At 50.6% G+C, this 16,929-nt stretch carries 15 protein-coding genes and 1 tRNA gene; 1 reads left to right on the top strand and 15 read right to left on the bottom strand.

Annotation, left to right across the window (positions count from 1 at the left end; all coding sequences use genetic code 11):
* Positions 1-33: 33 nt before the first annotated feature.
* The 6 genes from ACO5JD_RS07125 to tsaD form a co-directional block, all read right to left on the bottom strand.
* Positions 34-525 carry a hypothetical protein gene (locus tag ACO5JD_RS07125; protein WP_484988745.1) on the bottom strand — a complete coding sequence of 164 codons (492 nt, stop codon included), beginning with the start codon at positions 523-525 and terminating at the stop codon, positions 34-36.
* A gap of 213 nt (positions 526-738) precedes the next feature.
* The gene (gene pth, locus ACO5JD_RS07130) at positions 739-1,323 is read right to left on the bottom strand and encodes an aminoacyl-tRNA hydrolase (protein WP_484988747.1); all 585 of its coding nucleotides are present in this window, start codon (positions 1,321-1,323) and stop codon (positions 739-741) included.
* 9 nt (positions 1,324-1,332) lie between these two features.
* Complete coding sequence (locus ACO5JD_RS07135; RefSeq protein WP_484988749.1) at positions 1,333-2,340, bottom strand: ribose-phosphate diphosphokinase; 1,008 nt, start codon at positions 2,338-2,340, stop codon at positions 1,333-1,335.
* A gap of 127 nt (positions 2,341-2,467) precedes the next feature.
* The gene (locus tag ACO5JD_RS07140) at positions 2,468-3,463 is read right to left on the bottom strand and encodes a bifunctional UDP-N-acetylglucosamine diphosphorylase/glucosamine-1-phosphate N-acetyltransferase GlmU (protein WP_484988751.1); all 996 of its coding nucleotides are present in this window, start codon (positions 3,461-3,463) and stop codon (positions 2,468-2,470) included.
* A 194-nt stretch (positions 3,464-3,657) separates the two neighbouring features.
* A tRNA-Gln gene (locus tag ACO5JD_RS07145) sits at positions 3,658-3,731 on the bottom strand.
* Positions 3,732-3,869: 138 nt separating this feature from the next.
* Entirely contained in the window at positions 3,870-6,359 is a 2,490-nt protein-coding gene (tsaD, locus tag ACO5JD_RS07150; protein WP_484988753.1) for a tRNA (adenosine(37)-N6)-threonylcarbamoyltransferase complex transferase subunit TsaD, read from the bottom strand.
* 921 nt (positions 6,360-7,280) lie between these two features.
* On the opposite strand from tsaD, the gene ACO5JD_RS07155 reads away from it, so the two are divergent.
* Positions 7,281-7,988, top strand: a complete 708-nt coding sequence (locus tag ACO5JD_RS07155) for a hypothetical protein (protein WP_021626601.1) — start codon at positions 7,281-7,283, stop codon at positions 7,986-7,988.
* Between the two features lie 234 nt (positions 7,989-8,222).
* Here ACO5JD_RS07155 and tsaE read toward each other — a convergent pair whose 3' ends face one another.
* The 9 genes from tsaE to ACO5JD_RS07200 all read right to left on the bottom strand — a co-directional run bounded on the left by tsaE (position 8,223) and on the right by ACO5JD_RS07200 (position 16,876).
* Entirely contained in the window at positions 8,223-8,708 is a 486-nt protein-coding gene (gene tsaE / locus ACO5JD_RS07160; protein WP_484988825.1) for a tRNA (adenosine(37)-N6)-threonylcarbamoyltransferase complex ATPase subunit type 1 TsaE, read from the bottom strand.
* Positions 8,709-8,719: 11 nt separating this feature from the next.
* Positions 8,720-9,334, bottom strand: coding sequence for a uracil-DNA glycosylase (locus ACO5JD_RS07165; protein ID WP_484988827.1), 615 nt, complete (start codon positions 9,332-9,334; stop codon positions 8,720-8,722).
* A 43-nt stretch (positions 9,335-9,377) separates the two neighbouring features.
* Entirely contained in the window at positions 9,378-10,538 is a 1,161-nt protein-coding gene (gene alr, locus ACO5JD_RS07170; RefSeq protein WP_484988755.1) for an alanine racemase, read from the bottom strand.
* Between the two features lie 10 nt (positions 10,539-10,548).
* Complete coding sequence (locus ACO5JD_RS07175; RefSeq protein WP_484988757.1) at positions 10,549-12,165, bottom strand: NAD(P)H-hydrate dehydratase; 1,617 nt, start codon at positions 12,163-12,165, stop codon at positions 10,549-10,551.
* A gap of 4 nt (positions 12,166-12,169) precedes the next feature.
* Positions 12,170-12,670 carry a holo-ACP synthase gene (locus ACO5JD_RS07180; RefSeq protein ID WP_484988759.1) on the bottom strand — a complete coding sequence of 167 codons (501 nt, stop codon included), beginning with the start codon at positions 12,668-12,670 and terminating at the stop codon, positions 12,170-12,172.
* Positions 12,671-12,674: 4 nt separating this feature from the next.
* Positions 12,675-14,522 (bottom strand): glutamine--fructose-6-phosphate transaminase (isomerizing), encoded by a 1,848-nt coding sequence (glmS, locus tag ACO5JD_RS07185; RefSeq protein ID WP_484988761.1) that lies wholly within the window; start codon positions 14,520-14,522, stop codon positions 12,675-12,677.
* Positions 14,523-14,679: 157 nt separating this feature from the next.
* Positions 14,680-14,862 carry a hypothetical protein gene (locus ACO5JD_RS07190; RefSeq protein ID WP_484988763.1) on the bottom strand — a complete coding sequence of 61 codons (183 nt, stop codon included), beginning with the start codon at positions 14,860-14,862 and terminating at the stop codon, positions 14,680-14,682.
* A 199-nt stretch (positions 14,863-15,061) separates the two neighbouring features.
* The gene (locus ACO5JD_RS07195) at positions 15,062-16,021 is read right to left on the bottom strand and encodes a transketolase family protein (RefSeq protein WP_484988765.1); all 960 of its coding nucleotides are present in this window, start codon (positions 16,019-16,021) and stop codon (positions 15,062-15,064) included.
* A complete protein-coding gene (locus ACO5JD_RS07200) occupies positions 16,022-16,876 on the bottom strand; it encodes a transketolase (protein WP_484988767.1) in 855 nt (284 codons plus the stop codon). It abuts the gene before it with no gap.
* Positions 16,877-16,929: the final 53 nt, after the last annotated feature.

Below are 16,929 nucleotides of genomic sequence, written 5' to 3' on the forward strand. Positions count from 1 at the left end.
CAGCTGTAGTTTTCCAAAATCAAAGTTCAGAATTTAAGCTTGACCTGCTTCTTTCATTGCAAGAAAATCGTCTCTCATTTTCTTGGCAACCTGCTTAATCATCTCATAGGTAGAAGAATCACGTCGCACTTCTTTTTGCACGAGGGGAACTCCAAGGGTCGAAACTTCACCATTTGCTGCTAGTACCTGCAATACCACATGCATGGACGTGCAGTACTTTCCATTTTTACTTGCATTTGCCTTTGAAACGAGCGCGGGATTCATAAGAATCTTTTTGAAAAGTGCCTTTTGATCGGCCCCTTTACTATCAAAGGCCTCATTTTCAATAACTTGACAATCCACGATATCTGCGTAGCTATGAATTGCTGCAGGCATTCCTTTAAGAACAACTGCCCATTTTTTATTCTTCTCATCTTGGTAAAAGGAAGGCAAAAAAGAAAATCGCGGAGCCTCAAAGATTGTCTTTGTGCTGTGAAAATCTGCAGCTGCAAGCTTGGCTGTAGCATCCCTGGTAAAAAGCGACATCACATCCCCTTAGAACCAAAACCTATGTTTCTTTGATACTACAAACAGATGCGTACTTGTTCCCACAAACTCCCAATAGAGTTGTATATATGTCACGCTTTGATACATTTATGGGATCGGGGCATGAGCATCGCTTTCGTAGATGCCATGGGATGTAGATGCCAACGGCGTGACTCAAGTCAGCGCGACGCGCGGCACCTCGAGATTGGTAGCTTATTTTGCTACCTTAGCGAGTCCTTCTTTCAAACAGCGCTCAACGCAAGCCGCACCATCGGCGGCAAGCATCTCAAACTCCTCCAGCTGGGTACCTTTGAGCTGACGCAACACATAAGTTGCCACATCCATTTTTCCAGGAGGACGACCAATACCGCAACGCAGGCGACCAAAATCGCGTGTACTCAGCTTGTCAGCAATTGAACGCAGGCCATTATGCGCGTTAAGACCTCCGCCCCACTTGGCAGCAACCTTGCCCGCCGCTAAATCAACCTCATCGTGCACTACCAACAACTCCGCGGGACTCACATGATTTAAGCGTGCAAGTTTGGAAAGGGGTCCACCACTGGTATTCATAAAATCCTGTGGCTTGGCAAGCAGCACTTCGCGCGTTTCGCCAAACACATCCGTCACCTTGATTCGCGCGACCATACATCCAGCTTCGCTTTTCCAATAGCGAGCACCATAGTCATCCGCCAGACGGTCAACTACGGCAAAGCCAATACTATGACGAGTAAACGCATAGTCTGCGCCAGGATTACCCAGACCACAGACTATGCGAATTGTTTTTGGAACAGAGGGCATAAAAGCGTCCTATAGCTCGCTGCCGCCACCAAAAATTGTAGAGGTCGGCTGATTGGTATATACCTTGTAGATTGCTTCGGCCAACTCAGGGGCCACAGAGACCGTCTTGATCTTGGAGCCTTCCTTATTTGCATACTCGCAAGGAATTGCATTGGTAACGCAGCACTCTTCAATAGGCGCATCTTCAAGACGCTCAATAGCGGGGCCAGAAAAAACACCATGTGTGGCGCAAACATAGATGTCGCCGGCGCCCTTCTTCTTGAGCTCCCTCACCGAGCCACAAAGCGTTCCTGCGGTATCAATCATATCGTCGTTAATGATGCAGGTCTTGCCTTGAATATCGCCAATGATAGCCATGACCTCGGAAACATTGTGGCGAGGACGACCCTTGTGGGCGATAGCAAGCGAGCAGCCCAGCATATCGGAGAGCTTTTTAGCAGCCTTAGCGCGACCCACATCAGGAGAAACAACAACAACGTTTTCCCAATCCCAGCCCTTTTCCTCACCCATCTCGGCATAATACTTACCAAAGAGATCAAGGGCAGTGAGGTGAGTTACAGGAATGTCAAAGAATCCCTGGATCTGACCTTGATGCAAATCAAGAGTGATAACACGATTAACACCTGCAGTTTCAAGCAGATTGGCAACAAGGCGAGCAGTAATTGGCTCGCGGGAAGCAGCCTTGCGATCTTGACGAGCATAGGCATAGTGAGGAATAACGGCCGTCACACTTGCAGCAGATGCGCGATGGGCCGCATCGGTAGCAATGAGCAGCTCCATCAATAGGTCATTAACGTTTTTACCTGCGATAGACTGGATAAGGAAGACCTCGTCACCACGAACAGACTCGTCAAAACGAGCATAAATCTCGCCATTAGCAAACTTCTCGAGCTTGAGACCAGAAACCTCAAGGTGCAAGATGTCGGCAATCTCCTGCGAGAGCCCCTTGTTGCCGCTGCAGGTAAAAAGTTTGATTTCCTTAGTGGCAAACATAGGGGCGCTTAGATCTTCGTACATGTACTTGTCCTCCTTGATGGGGCTGTGTGGCTGGCGCTACGACTGTTTGTAATATTTGGACGATACAACGAACGAACTGCTTATCAAGGTGTCGAAACACCTGAATTGCTAAACGTAAAAGAAGTACTTAGGAAGGTTGTGCGGCATCAAGTTCATCCTCAATGTTGATTTCCTTGGCAACAAAATCCTCAAGGATATAGCCATCACCTACCTGCACGTCTGTAAGGCGCGTATTGGGACCAATGAGACAATCTTTGCCAATCTGCGTATTACCCCAGAGCATCGTCAGAGGCATCAACGTAGTATCGCGTCCGATGCTCACTTCGGGGCCTACCCAGACAAGCGCAGGATCAAGCATCGAGACGCCTTCGGCCATCAACGCATTGTTGATACGCAGCTGCATGGCTTTATTTGCCTCCGCTAGCTGTGCACGGCTGTTCACGCCCAGCAACTCAGCATAATCATCAACATGCACAGAGGAAACAGGCTCGCCCATGTCCACATAAATGCCCACCATATCTGTGAGGTAATACTCATGTTGGACATTGTGGTTGCCAATTTTGTCAATATTGACCGTAAGTCTGCCTCCGCAGAAGCAGTAAATGCTTGAGTTGCATTCAGTCAAACTCTGACGCTGCTCAGGAGTGCAATCTTTATGCTCAATAATTGCCTGGACTTTGCCCGCCTCGTCAAAGGCAATGCGTCCATATCCCGTAGGGTCGGGAGGCGTCATCGTAAGTACAGTACAAGCGTTATGCTCTGTTTTTGTGCGCTCAATAAGAGAAACAATGGTTTCAGCGCGCAGCAGCGGAGAATCACCAGATAAAACTACGACTGGCCCATCAAAGCTACCAAGCGCATCGCGCACACAGCGAACGGCATGACCAGTGCCAAGACGTTCTACTTGCTCGACAAACATCACGTCTTCACCAGCAAGGCAATTACGTACTTCTTGGCTGTGACTTCCCACAACGACCACAATGCGGTCAGCGCCAGCTTGATGCGCCGCACGCACAGACCACCAGACCAGCGGCCTGTCGAGGAGCTTGTGGGTAACTTTGGAATGGGCAGACTTCATTCGCGTTCCCTCGCCGGCAGCGAGTACAATCGCGGTTGTTGACATGCCAAGACCCTCCAGTATGGGGTTTGCAGATCCTAAAAGTGAAGCTGCACAAGGTAACTTCTCTTTTCAAATTACTATAGCGTAGAGACTGCCGTATGGGCGGCGAAAACGTTCCTGCAAAATGCGACCACAGGATTAAAAGAATTACATTTTGATACAAGGCTTTGCCGCGCATACAAAAGCGCAATAAAAAGTGGCTGGGGCAGAGGGATTCGAACCCCCATTCACGGCACCAAAAACCGTTGTCCTGCCATTGGACGATACCCCAGTGACTCGGCTGATTCTACCAGATGGCTAGCATTTGCGCAGTCGTCATCTAACACGCATACGAAACTTTCGCGATAAAATTTGCTGCGTCCCGCCCTTCCTATTTATTGCGACTATTTATTTATTGCAACCATTCCTCTTATTTGTTGCGCGGAGGCCAAGTACTTGCAATAACTGGTGGCTCTGAGCTAGTCCACGCATCAATCTTTGCATTTGGATCTGCATCCAAGGTAAGAGGAGCCATCATGCCTGCGCGCCAATTACGCAACGCAACAGCCGCAATCATGGCGCCGTTATCTCCACAAACTACCATTGGTGGCACGGTAACACGAACGCCCATCTTGTCAAAGGCCTTTTTGTAAGCCGCACGTAACCCAGGATTTGCAGCAACACCGCCGCCAACACAGAACTCTTTGACACCCGTCTGGCGCACTGCTTCTGTTGCTTTTGCAACTTGCACATCAATAACCGCTGCTTCGAAACTTGCAGCCAGATCTGGTAAGTTGACAGGACGTCCAGCCTTATTTTCGCCTTCGATATAGGTAATAACAGAGGTTTTGAGACCCGAAAGGGAGAAGCGGAAATCATGGCTATGCATCATCGCACGGGGGAAGTGAATCGCCTTGGGATTGCCTTGGGCAGACAGGCGCGAAATCACGGGGCCACCGGGATAGCCAAGACCGAGTGCTTTTGCCACCTTATCAAAGGCTTCGCCCACCGCATCATCAATGGTTGTACCTAGGATCTCATAATCTCCCCAGTCGCGGACATGTACCAACATGGTATTGCCACCAGAGACCAAACTTGCCACAAAAGGTGGTTGAAGATCAGGCGTCTCAAAGAGATTGGCAAAAAGATGGCCTTCGAGGTGGTGCACTGCCAGTAAGGGCAAATGAGCACCAATGCAAAGACCCTTTGCAAAAGCAACGCCCACCACGAGCGCACCAACAAGTCCAGGACCCGCAGTAACGCCGACAGCTGTAAGATCTGATGGCTGCAGTGTGCCAACACCCAACGATGCACCTGCTTGTACGAGCGTTTCTTCGTAGACGCCTACAATTGCCTCGGTATGTTTGCGACTGGCAATCTCGGGGACAACACCGCCAAAACGAGCATGGAAGTCAATTTGAGTTGCCACAACATTGGCGAGAATTTCGCCTTTACCGTTGATGATTGCCATAGCAGTTTCATCGCAGGAAGACTCAATAGACAAGATAAGCGGAGCTGCCGCTTTGATGCGCGCTTGAGCCTCTGTGCTGCGTGGAGCAACATGAGTTGGCCATTCACGTAAGGACGGCTTGTGCTCGGGACGAGTACCAACAAGCTTTTCATCTAGAGCCAGCGGCAAAGCAGCACGCAAAATCAACGCATCGTGACCCTTGCCATAGTAAGCAGGACGCCTGCCTTCCTCAATCATACCGAGTGCTGCATAGGTTGCCTGACCTGCAGTGTTCTTGGAATCGACCTCAAGGGATAGATAGTGAGCACCAAGCATTTGGCCATCGTAGGCCACGCGAGAAATCAAACGTGTTGCAATACCTTGCCCACGGCGGCTCTGCTCTACTGCAACATCCAGGAGCTCAAGATCATCCCCCGCAAGCATGCCACCTGCAAAACCAATCACCTGGCCACGATCGTGAGCTACCCACCAACTGCGACCAGGCTGGGAAAGCTCCTCAAAAAACATTGCACGCGTCCAGGGCGTATGGGCTGCACCTTGGAAAGCGTCTTGTTCAAGCCGAACTACCGCATCAAGATCGTTAACCGACATGGGACGAAGCTGTAGATGAATGGATGCAAGTACATCATCGACCCCTGTAACCTTTACCGAGGCGGGAAGGGTAAGGCCCAAGCGCTGACGCTCGCTTTCCTCAGCATCAGATAAGCGAGTATAAACGGGGAGCACGAGTGCAGGATCGCCGTTGCCTGCTCGGCTGCGTCCATCAGCAGACATCGCCGCCATAAGCAAGCCTTCGCCTGTGGGTAGCCAATTTTCTTCCGCGGCAAAACGCGTCATACCAGCAGATTCGAAGGCAGCACGGTGTTTAATAAGGCCACCGCCAACAACCAGCAACTCATCACGGTCTTCACGAACGCCCCAAGCCTCTGCACAGGCAGCTGCCTTCATCACAGTTTCGGTTTCAAAAGTGCGATGTGCACCAGCCTCATCAAGCATATAAATGCCTAGGTACACTTCACCACGCATGGCATCAGCCGCCACAGCTATTTTGCCGCGCGCGCCCTGCTTCCACATCGACCAAGCAACGGAATCCAAGGCAGAGGCGCCATACAGAGGTAAGTTTGCTCCACAAGCAATACCTTTACCTGTAGCAATACCAATGCGGACACCGGTAAAAGAGCCGGGGCCGCGACCAACAAGCACTGCATCCAAGTCTTCCATGGAGAGTCCTGCTTGTGCAAGAGTTTCTTCGCAGCTTGTCACGAGCTCAACATTGGCTTTGCGACGGCATAGGTGATCAGATGAGGCGAGCAGCTCAACCTGTGAGCCCTGTATGCGACCCACCGCACATGCCAGCATATCCGTGGAGGTATCAAGAGCAAGCACCAGCTTCTCTGGCTGGACGTTCCACTCGTTCTGTTTTGTGTTCATATCTTTAGCGTCATCCATCCGCTACTCATCTCATCAAAATTTACGCTGAAAACCCACTGGATGGGGCTGCTCAGCTGCCAATCCCAAATTCTCTAGTTTAAACCTCCTCACTGCCCACCATCCCTCTTCACCCTCATTCCATACCTCTGCTTTCAGTCTCCTCACTCCTGCCTTTCCCGCCTAACACGTCCCTCAACTTTTCCCTGCTCATCCTCGCATCGACAAACATTGCAACCTGAGCTTGCAATGTTTTTTCTACACCCCCATATACCTGCGAAAATATAAAAATCTGCAGATAGATGAATCCCGTTGCAACCTGAGGTTGCAACGATTGGCCCTTCGGACAGAAGCAAATTTCTTTTTTACCTGTGCACATTCTTGGGTAGAAAAAATGATGAGAATGTGGTTTTTATTTCGTAAAGAAAATAATTACTCTTTCCAGATGTCCTCTTTTCTTAAAAACCGTTTGGAAGTACCCCTATCTAGCTCTAGGTTTACGCATGCACGCAGCTGAGCTCCAGTTAAAGTCCAGCTTATGGCAAGCAATCGTCCAAGCTAAATCCAAGCTACATACCTTAATTTCTAAGAATGGGAACTTGCATTGCACATTCAACGGCACTCGCTTATTGGCTCACCCGCAGCCAATCGCCAGGACAATTATGCGTCGCAAACCACTCATTGATTCAGTCACTCACTACCAGCACAGCTGATGTAGATAGAGTGCGTACCTTTCTGATAGATTGTGGCGCTTTACTAGATCGAGGCACCGCTCATTGCAATTCCCATAGCACCTATGAGTCATCCAAAACCGACCACCCTATTCATACGTTGGTGCAATCACGAGCTGACATTAGGAGAGCCCAAAATTTCCAAGCACACGCCATCAGAGGAACTGCTCAGACCACATCTCAGCATCATTTGCCAGAAGGGTCGATTCTCATGCTCAATGAACAAGATTTGATTACTTCCCCCGAAGCAACATTCTTTGAAATTGCTTCGGGGACATCTAATATCGTTCATGCTATAGAGATCGGCTACTATCTCTGCAGCAAATTTTATATATCTCCAGAGGGTTATGGACTTATAGGAAAACGTAATCCCCTCACTTCGATTGAGCGTATTTCAAATTACCTCAATCAACTTACCGGTGTATATGGTGTTGCAAAAGCGCGAGAGGCGCTGCTGTACGTGCATGAGAATTGTGAATCACCTCAAGAGGTTAACCTCTCAATCGAGCTGGCACTTCCGCTTAGACTGGGAGGGCGCGGATTTCCACCACATCAAGCAGCTCAGGAATTCCCTTTGCATAACTATCGATGGCAACGTACTCTCGGTTGTAACTATCTTCGCGCTGATATCTATTTTCCGGATTTAGATGCCATCTTCGAATATGACAGTTACGAAGAGCACATGAATAGACAGCAATTCGACCACACACAAACTCGTGCAGGAATACTACGAGCGCAGGGTCATAAGGTTATTTCAGTTACTTTTGGTCAATTGTTAAACAATCAAGCTTTCAATGACTCAATTTTTACTTGGGAAGCAGAACTGGGGCTACCGCATCCTTCTCTAGACAATATAACTATCCAAAAGCAATACTTACTTCATAACTTTTTATACCAAATGAAACGTCGCATGTTCTGATAATTACCTCTCAGTACAGCTATGTACCTTTTGGCTTTTTGGAATGATTCGTTGCAACCTGAGGTTGCAACACTTTTCTTATACCACTATCTACCTGCACAAACCTGTAAATATGCAGGTAGCTGCTCTCCGTTGCAACCTCAGGTTGCAACGGAGTTAAACAAAACTAAGTTCCATATATATGGCATTCAATATGGAGAAGCAGAGCCAGAGAACCTGCAAAGGATTTGGAAACTAGGCTAGACGGGAGAGAAGAGAAGCAGAGCGCGGGCAACGAGGAACAAGACAGAGCTTGCGGGGAGGTTCTTGACCTGCTTCTACCTCATCGTCTAGGCGACTAAGGTAAATATCTAGGCGCTCATCGCCGATCTCATCTGCAAACTGCTCACCCCACTCTATGACACAAACACCGTCGCCACCGAGCACATCAAACAAACCAGTATCTTCTAGCTGGTCAGGATCATCCAGACGATACAAGTCAAAGTGGTATAAAGGCATATCCTTGCCCTCATAGACCATCTCAATAGTAAAAGTGGGACTTGTCACATCGTCCTCAACACCCAAGGCATCCGCAATACCCTTGGTAAGCTGAGTCTTACCTGCACCAAGGTCCCCAGTCAAAATCAGCACATCACCAGGTACTAGCCGCGCGCCAAGTTTGCGACCGAACTCAATAGTTTCTTCTGTGGACTGTGTTTTTACACACAATCCCCCGCCCATCAGCTGCTCGCTCACCTTACGCCTCCTGCCGGATGCTCTGCCAGCCAGGCCCCCAACATACGGAAGTCATCATCCAAAAACTGCTGCCACTCACGGTGATATAAAGCAGCTGCAGGATGGAAGACGGGCAGCACTGCAAAATGCCCCGTCTGATAAAACTTCCCGCGCAGGCTCATAATGCCTGCATCGGTATGCAGTACAAAGTGCGCCGCAAAGTTACCCAGGCACACAATAACATCGGGCCATACGCTGCGAATTTGCTCGCGCAAAAAGGGTGAGCAACACTCGATCTCTGAAGGTTGAGGATTACGGTTTCCAGGCGGACGACATTTGAGTACGTTGGCAATATAGATGTCTTCACGTCGAAGCCCCGCAAGACTCAGCAGTGCATCAAGGTTGTGGCCGGCTGCACCAACAAAAGGCTCTCCTTTGAGATCTTCGTTTTTGCCCGGCGCTTCACCCACAAACATCACTCGCGCATGAGGATTGCCCACACCAAAAACTAGTTGATTACGAGTCTCTCCTAATGGACATAAATGGCAGTCACCCAGCACCGCACGAATTTCTGCAAGAGAAACCTCACCTGGCTTTTGATTTTGATGACCAGGAATATGCATAACCCCCATGTTGCCCTCTTCCGAAAACAGACTCGGACGAATTTTGCGCGCCCTAGACATAAACCTTATCAAGCCTTAGCCCAAAGTCACAAGCGACTTCATAATTGATAGTTCCACGCACTGCAGCCATATCATCGAGCGTGATTTCATCATTGCCATCACGACCAACAATGGTTACCACATCGCCTTCTTGTACTGGCTCGATGGGTTGATAGCTACGAGCGGTATTAACCTCCACCGCAAACATAAACTGATCCATACAGATATTGCCCACCTGCTGGAAGCGATGTCCGTTACAGAGCACGTCAATACGGTTGGATAGTGTGCGAGCAAGTCCGTCTGCATAGCCCAAGGGCACTGTTGCAACCTGCACGTTTCCGCGAGGAACGCGCCAAGTCATCCCATAGCCAACACCTGCTCCCACGGGCGGATTGACCGCACGCGTCACGCGAGCGCGCACGCTCATTGCTGGCTCCAAATCCATACGTGCCGCAGTTGTATCAGAGGCCTGCAGACCATACAAACCTATACCCACGCGGCACATGTCAAAATGTTGGCGCGGATGCAGTACGGTACCCGGTGTATTGTCACAATGTACCAGACCAGGATTAACGCCCGATGCGCGCAAATCAGCAATAGCCTCAGAGAAGCGGTTAGCTTGCAACTCAAAATCCCAGTCCCCCGGCACTTCAGCTGTTGCAAAATGCGTAAAAGTACCCGCACATTCAAGGCCGCGATGAAAATCAACTGCATGGCGGAACTCACGCACCTCGTCAGGCATCACCCCAATACGTGTCATGCCCGTATCAACTGCCAGATGATACTTACCCACTTTGTTGGCAGCAGCAGCACACTCACCATATGCCAAAGCAAACTCTGTCCCATATACCGACGGCATAATGTCGTATTCCACAAGCGTCTGTACTGCGTCGATTGGCGGTTGATTAAGTATCAAAATAGGGCGAGTTGCCCCAGCTTTACGCAGCTCTACACCTTCCGCAACAGTTGCTACAGCAAATTGATCTGCTCCACCAGAACGCATAGCTTTGGCACAAGCGACCGCACCGTGGCCATAGCCATCTGCCTTAACCACACACATCAGTTTGGTACCTGGCTCAATCATCGAGCGAAATGCTCGTGTATTTCTCTTGATTGCGCCAAGATCAATCTCAACCCACGCCCAACGGTCAGAGGGATACTGTGCCTGCGCCATATTGCACCCCCTACTCCGCTGCGCCAGGCAAATCTAGAAGCGCCACCTGCTCCTCGATTGCATCTGCCGCAAGTCCAATTGCATCAATAATGTCTGTTGCCATTACGCCACGCGAGCCAAAACGTCCAGCCGCAATGGCTCCTGCCTGGCCATGAATCTCGCAGGCCAAGGCAGTAAGCAAGGGCAGTCCCTCTGTACCGATCTTGGTAGTTGCCAGCTGCGCTGCAATGATACCGCCCAATACATCACCCGAACCAGCAGTCGCCAACGCTGCAGGTCCAGGTTTGGGAAGCAGAGCAGATTCTGGACTCACGCAAGCAGTCGCACTGCCTTTTGCCACTACACAAAGCTCAGAGCCGCCATCGGCCCATGCAATACGGCGAGCAGCCTCAAGGACCGAGGTAAGTGAATCAGGAGGTGTGTCAGACAGCCCTACCAACCTACCAAGCTCCAGGCGGTGCGGCGTCAGCACCAACGGCGCCTTACGACGAATCAATTCAGGGAACTCATCCAGTTGGTTTGAGGTAAGACGAGCAAGACAGTTAAGGCCGTCAGCATCAATAACCAGCGGCTTATCAACGGTAAGCAAAGACGAGACAATAGAAACTGTCGAACCGCTCACACGCATGCCGGGCCCCACGAGTGTTACATCACACTTTTTTGCCAGAGACTCAATAAGATCGTGAGCACGTGTTGAAAAACAACCATCAGCATCAGCAGGTAGGGCAATTACGGGAATTTCCATCATATGTGTCTGCACAAGACCTGCAATAGCCGCAGGTACCGCAAGCGTTACATAACCGGCACCTGCGCGAGCAGCAGCACGCGCGGCCATCATTGGAGCGCCGGGATAGCGAGTAGAGCCACCAACCACCAACACTGAACCGCGGCTAAACTTGTCCACCGCCGAAGACTGCGGTGCCATTACATCTAAGTAGTCGTCAAGGTCGGGGCGCCATGCTACAGGATCTGCTTCACGAACAAGTCGCTCGGTCTGCTCGGCCAAAGGAGCTACAACGATGGACCCGCAGGCATCGCGGCCATCATCAGCCAACAAACCAGGTTTAAGCACGAGCATTGTTACGGTTATGTCGGCAGCTACGCAAGGGCCAGATGCCACGCCGCGCTGGGCAGAAAGTCCACTTGGCACATCAGCAGAAACCACACGCGCACCCGACGCATTCACTGCGTCAATCCATACATTGAAAGGTGGACGAGCGCTGCCCTGAAAACCCGTACCCAACATGGCATCAACCACGACATCGGCACTAGCGAGCAGAGCATCCAACTGATCGCGCGGAGGAGCAACCATCACACCAACGCCTGCTTTATGGGCTGCTTGAGCACACACACGTGCAAGATCACTATGAATATCTTCGATCTCTGCAGGTGAAACCACAGTTACGCTGAGTCCACGACGCTTGAGTTCATCTGCTGCTACCCAGCCATCACCACCATTGTTACCCAAGCCCGCAAGGACGGCAACCTCATGAATGCCTTCCATGCGCAGTACTTCATGGGCCAGCGCAGCACCTGCGCGGTGCATAAGCTCTGACACGCTCACACCTGCCTTGGTGAGCGCCTCCTCAACCCTTTTGACATCTTCGACATTAAGCACTGGCTGCATGTCATCACTCCTTTGTGGGGTTTGTCTGGATACGCTCTAATTCATCAATTACCGTCCGAGCACGGCGAAAAGTGGCGCGCAGCTCCTCGACAGGATCACGTTTTTCTTCAAGGCGCGGACGCGCATCTTCGGTCACAGCAACTGCATTGGCAACAGCCACTTCGTGTGTCAAAGACAGCGAGAGGGCAATTTCGGTAACACCTGCTTTTTGTGCCAATTCAAGTGCACGACCAGCAAGAACAGCATGATTCTTGCCATCTTCATCGCGCTCAACAGTCACATTTCTCATCCAGATACCATCCTCGGGACCCGCTCCCAAGGCAGTCGCGACGGCCCCGCGAGCAGCAAAACGCGCTGCATAGTGAGCTGCAGGGCGAGGACGAGATTCGCAGTAACGACGCTCATCATCAGTAAATACCCGACGGGCCATTGACGGCCGGCGGGCCAAAGTACGCTCAACGCGCTCTATATCCATGATGTTAACGCCGATGCCAGCTGTTGCCATAACCCTACTCCACCGTCACAGACTTTGCGAGGTTACGAGGCTTATCCACGTCGCAACCGCGCTCCATCGCGACAAAACGAGCAAGCATCTGCAAATGCACAATAGCTACAATAGGCACGAGTTCTTCCTCGGGGACAGGCGGAATCCAAAGGGTATTCTCACATTGACGCGCCACATCAACATCACCATCAGTGGCCACCGCGATGCAGTGTGCACCACGAGCATGAACTTCTTGGATGTTCGAGACCGTCTTGTCATGCACATGGTCTGCCGGCACAATTGCAACCACAGGGAAACCTGGCTCAAGCAGAGCAATCGGGCCGTGCTTCATCTCGCCTGCAGGATAGGCCTCAGCATGCAAATAGCTGATTTCCTTGAGCTTGAGCGCACCTTCAAATGCCGTAGTTGCATTGACGCCACGACCCAAAAATAGCGCTGAATGAGCCTTGCGAAAAACCTGTGCTACACGCTTGTCTTGCCAGCTACGCTTCAAAACCTCGCGGATGAGATTGGGCAGCGCCTCAAGGTCATGATAACGTCGAGAAATTTCTTCCGTGGTCATGGCACCCTTGGCAAAGGCAAGTCGTAACGTCAAGAGGCATGCAGCAACTACCTGCGCTGTATAAGCTTTGGTCGAAGCAACACAAACCTCAGGCCCTGCTTGTACATACATTGTACCGTCGGACTCTCGCGCAGCAGTTGAGCCAAGGACATTGGTAATGGCAAAGACCTTACAACCCAAAGCCTTCATACGACGAGCTGCCGTCAGTGTGTCTGCTGTCTCGCCCGACTGGGTCACGATAACGCAAAGCGTATGGCCGGTAACCAATGGATCTTTATAGTTAAGCTCGGAAGCATACTCACAAATCGTAGGAATATGTGCCCAGCGCTCAATCAACTCACGAGCAATGAGACATACATGGTACGAAGTGCCACACGCAACCAAATACACACGATCAATTGCCGCTAGCTCTTCTTTTGTCATTGAAAGCTCATCAAGCTCAATGCCATGCTTGCCCAAACGGCCTGCCAGCAGCCGCTCCAGCGCTTCGGGCTGCTCGGCAATTTCCTTTGCCATAAAGTCAGGATAGCCTCCCAGCGTTGCCGCAGAAGCATCCCAATCCACCTGTAAGGTCTGAGGATATTCGCAGGGTGTGCCATCTGCCTCAAATACCTCGACTTTGCCATTAGCGCAAAGGCGCGCAAACTGACCGTCTTCAAGATTGATAACTTCAGAAGCAACGCCTGCAAGTGGCATAACGTCGGAAGCAGCATAAGCACCTTCAGGGGTTGAAGCAACTACCAGCGGAGAGCCCTTGCGTGCCACGACAAGCTCACCTGGTGCATCGGCACACTCAACCGCTAGCGCCCATGAGCCTTCAAGGCGCGATACGGCATTGCGAACTGCTGCCAGCAAATTGCCGCGCGCGGGACCATTCCACGCATCTTCTACTAAATGCGCCACCACTTCGGAGTCAGTCTCACTCTTGATTTCATGGCCATGCTGCATAAGATAGCTGCGCAAGCTGAGATAGTTTTCGATAATGCCATTGTGCACAATAGCAATGCGTCCTGTGCAATCAGTATGAGGATGTGCATTGCGATCGGTCGGCGCACCATGTGTCGCCCAACGTGTGTGAGCAATACCTTGGGTACCTACCAAATTTGCCGTTTGGCAGCGCTCGGCAAGAGTTGCTACACGACCGGAACACTTCACCGCATGCAGTTCGCCATCAGGAGACAAGATAGATAGACCCGCGGAGTCGTAGCCGCGATATTCTAGGGCCTGTAGGCCATCAAGCAAAAATTGCTGTACTTGCTTTCTGCCGGTAAAGCCAACGATGCCGCACATGTATGCCTTCTTCCAAAAGAGCCATATTCTGCATAATTCTACCAGCATCAACAAAAGACGATATATAGAAAGTACGCATAATTAAATTGCTTATATAGCTCCCACGCAGACTCCGGAAGCACCCGCTCCCGCTGCAGACGGGTTCAATAAGCGCCCTTCAACCCACATCGGGTTCAATATGTGCCCTTACGCCAATTTTTATCTGAGCATTCTCCGGCGATTTGGTACGCTTTTGAACCGCCTGTGGAAAAGTGCCTACAACGGGTTCAATAAGCGCCCTCGCAACAATTTTTATCAGAGCTTTTGTGGCGTGTAAGGTACGGTTTTGAACCGTTTGCATAAAGGGGGATGCAACGGGTTCACAAAGTGCCCTTTAACAAATTGCATGTTCAGCGCAATTATACGCTTGGATATTGCAACAAAAGAAGGACCAGTGGTGCCACAGCGGCAACCACTGGTCCTGTAATTACACGCAACTCTCAGCTCAAGATATCGTTAGCGAGCAAAACAAGCAAAACAATTGCAGCTTGCGGGCTCACTTACGCAAGCAGACCCTCAACCGTCTCCACAAGATCGGCAGCAGTAAGCTTGAACTCCGCCTGCAAGAAGTCGGGCGTACCTACCTGACCAAAACGCTCGTTGACGCCATGGCGCTTAAACGACACTGCAACACCACCCTCCATCAGGGTAGCAGCAACAGCTTCACCCAAACCGCCAACGATGCTGTGATTTTCGAAAGTCACCACCGCACGCTTACCGACCGCCTCAGCCAAAACAAGCTCGACGTCAAGAGGCTTGATGCAGAACATATCGATAACCTCTGCAGAAATACCCTTCTCGGCAAGCAAATCCGCTGCCTTAAGCGCATCAGCAACTAACTGACCAGCGCTAATAATCAGCACATCAGAGCCCTCGCGAACTACGTTGCCCTTGCCCATCTCAAAAGTTGAGCCATCAGCATAAATAGAAGGAGCATCCTTGCGCCCTGTGCGCAGGTAATGAATACCATCCATCTTGGCAAACTCGCGCACAATCCAGTCTGCCTGCACCGCATCAGCCGCATCACAAACAACAGAACCTGGCAATGTACGCATAATTGCAACATCTTCCCAGGTCGTATGCGTGCCACCGTTTGCACCCACAGTAAAGCCGGGATCAGAACCCCAGATATTGATCGTATTGTCCGCGTAGCCACCAGACAGGAAAATCTGGTCAAAAGCGCGACGTGTCGCAAAAGGGCCAAAAGTATGAGTAAAGGGAATAAATCCCTCAGAACTCATACCAGCAGCAATGCCCATCATGTCAGCCTCAGCAATACCTACTTGCACATATTGCTTGGGATGTGCTTCCAAAATCTTACTCGTACCAGAAGCGCCACCAAGATCAGCTTCAAGCATAATAATCTTGTCGTTAGTGTTCATGAGGTCAATGATGGTATCGCAAATGGTATCGCGATATGAAGCACCCTTGCCGCCGAGCGTTTCGGAAAGTGTGAACATTTATGCCTCACTCCCTTCAATTTCTGCATCAAGAGCAGCAATGGCTTCATCGGTTGCCTGGTTGATTTCGTCGTTATTCCACTTCATAGAGTGGTTAGAAACAGCAGTCTCAAAGTACTTGACGCCGGCACCCTTAACAGTATCCAGAACGATTGCATTGGCAGAGGATTTGTTCTGCTTTGCAGCCTCAATAGCAGCATCAATCGCGGCAATATTTTGACCGTTGACCTTTTGAGTCTCAAAGCCGAAAGCTTTCATCTTCTCCACGCAATCAAAACCGTAGAGAACCTCGTCAGTAGTACCGTCAAGCTGCTTTTTGTTACTATCGATAAAGACGATACAGTTGGAAAGTTTCTTGGCCGCAATAAACTGGAATGCCTCCCAACACTGGCCCTCATTGAGCTCACCGTCGCCTACGATGAGATAGGTGTGCGCATCAGATCCTTTAAGCGCAAGTGCCTGAGCAATGCCCGCTGCCTCAGAAGTGCCCTGACCTAGCGAACCCGTCGTTGCATCAACACCCGGAGTTTTCAGGCGGTCAGTGTGAGATGGTAGATTGGTTCCGCCATCATTAAGCATCATTAACCACTCTTTGGGGAAAAAGCCTCGCTCTGCCAGCACAGAATACATAACGGGACCTGCATGGCCCTTGGACAAGACAATGCGGTCGCGCTCTTCCCACTTAGGGTTTGCAGGGTCGTGTTTGAGCTGCTTGGTATACAAATCGGCCATCAACTCAACCAAGGACAAGGAGCCACCAATATGACCATATCCGCGGTGCTGCAACATGGCAAGTACATCGCGACGCACCTTTGCCGCAAGTAGCGTTGCCTCCTTGAGCTCTTCTTCTTTCACCGTGCCTCCAATGAGTTGTGAAACCTTTAGAACAAAAAAGAGCCCTGCGAGCC

It is taken from the genome of Olegusella sp. (assembly GCF_057238325.1).

Bases quoted from the DNA above. Each gene is read 5' to 3' on its own strand.
- ACO5JD_RS07125 (WP_484988745.1), bottom strand. From the start codon at position 525: ATGTCGCTTTTTACCAGGGATGCTACAGCCAAGCTTGCAGCTGCAGAT.
- pth (WP_484988747.1), bottom strand. From the start codon at position 1,323: ATGCCCTCTGTTCCAAAAACAATTCGCATAGTCTGTGGTCTGGGTAAT.
- ACO5JD_RS07135 (WP_484988749.1), bottom strand. From the start codon at position 2,340: ATGTACGAAGATCTAAGCGCCCCTATGTTTGCCACTAAGGAAATCAAA.
- ACO5JD_RS07140 (WP_484988751.1), bottom strand. From the start codon at position 3,463: ATGTCAACAACCGCGATTGTACTCGCTGCCGGCGAGGGAACGCGAATG.
- tsaD (WP_484988753.1), bottom strand. From the start codon at position 6,359: ATGGATGACGCTAAAGATATGAACACAAAACAGAACGAGTGGAACGTC.
- ACO5JD_RS07155 (WP_021626601.1), top strand. From the start codon at position 7,281: ATGCTCAATGAACAAGATTTGATTACTTCCCCCGAAGCAACATTCTTT.
- tsaE (WP_484988825.1), bottom strand. From the start codon at position 8,708: ATGGGCGGGGGATTGTGTGTAAAAACACAGTCCACAGAAGAAACTATT.
- ACO5JD_RS07165 (WP_484988827.1), bottom strand. From the start codon at position 9,334: ATGGGGGTTATGCATATTCCTGGTCATCAAAATCAAAAGCCAGGTGAG.
- alr (WP_484988755.1), bottom strand. From the start codon at position 10,538: ATGGCGCAGGCACAGTATCCCTCTGACCGTTGGGCGTGGGTTGAGATT.
- ACO5JD_RS07175 (WP_484988757.1), bottom strand. From the start codon at position 12,165: ATGCAGCCAGTGCTTAATGTCGAAGATGTCAAAAGGGTTGAGGAGGCG.
- ACO5JD_RS07180 (WP_484988759.1), bottom strand. From the start codon at position 12,670: ATGGCAACAGCTGGCATCGGCGTTAACATCATGGATATAGAGCGCGTT.
- glmS (WP_484988761.1), bottom strand. From the start codon at position 14,522: ATGTGCGGCATCGTTGGCTTTACCGGCAGAAAGCAAGTACAGCAATTT.
- ACO5JD_RS07190 (WP_484988763.1), bottom strand. From the start codon at position 14,862: ATGCAAACGGTTCAAAACCGTACCTTACACGCCACAAAAGCTCTGATA.
- ACO5JD_RS07195 (WP_484988765.1), bottom strand. From the start codon at position 16,021: ATGTTCACACTTTCCGAAACGCTCGGCGGCAAGGGTGCTTCATATCGC.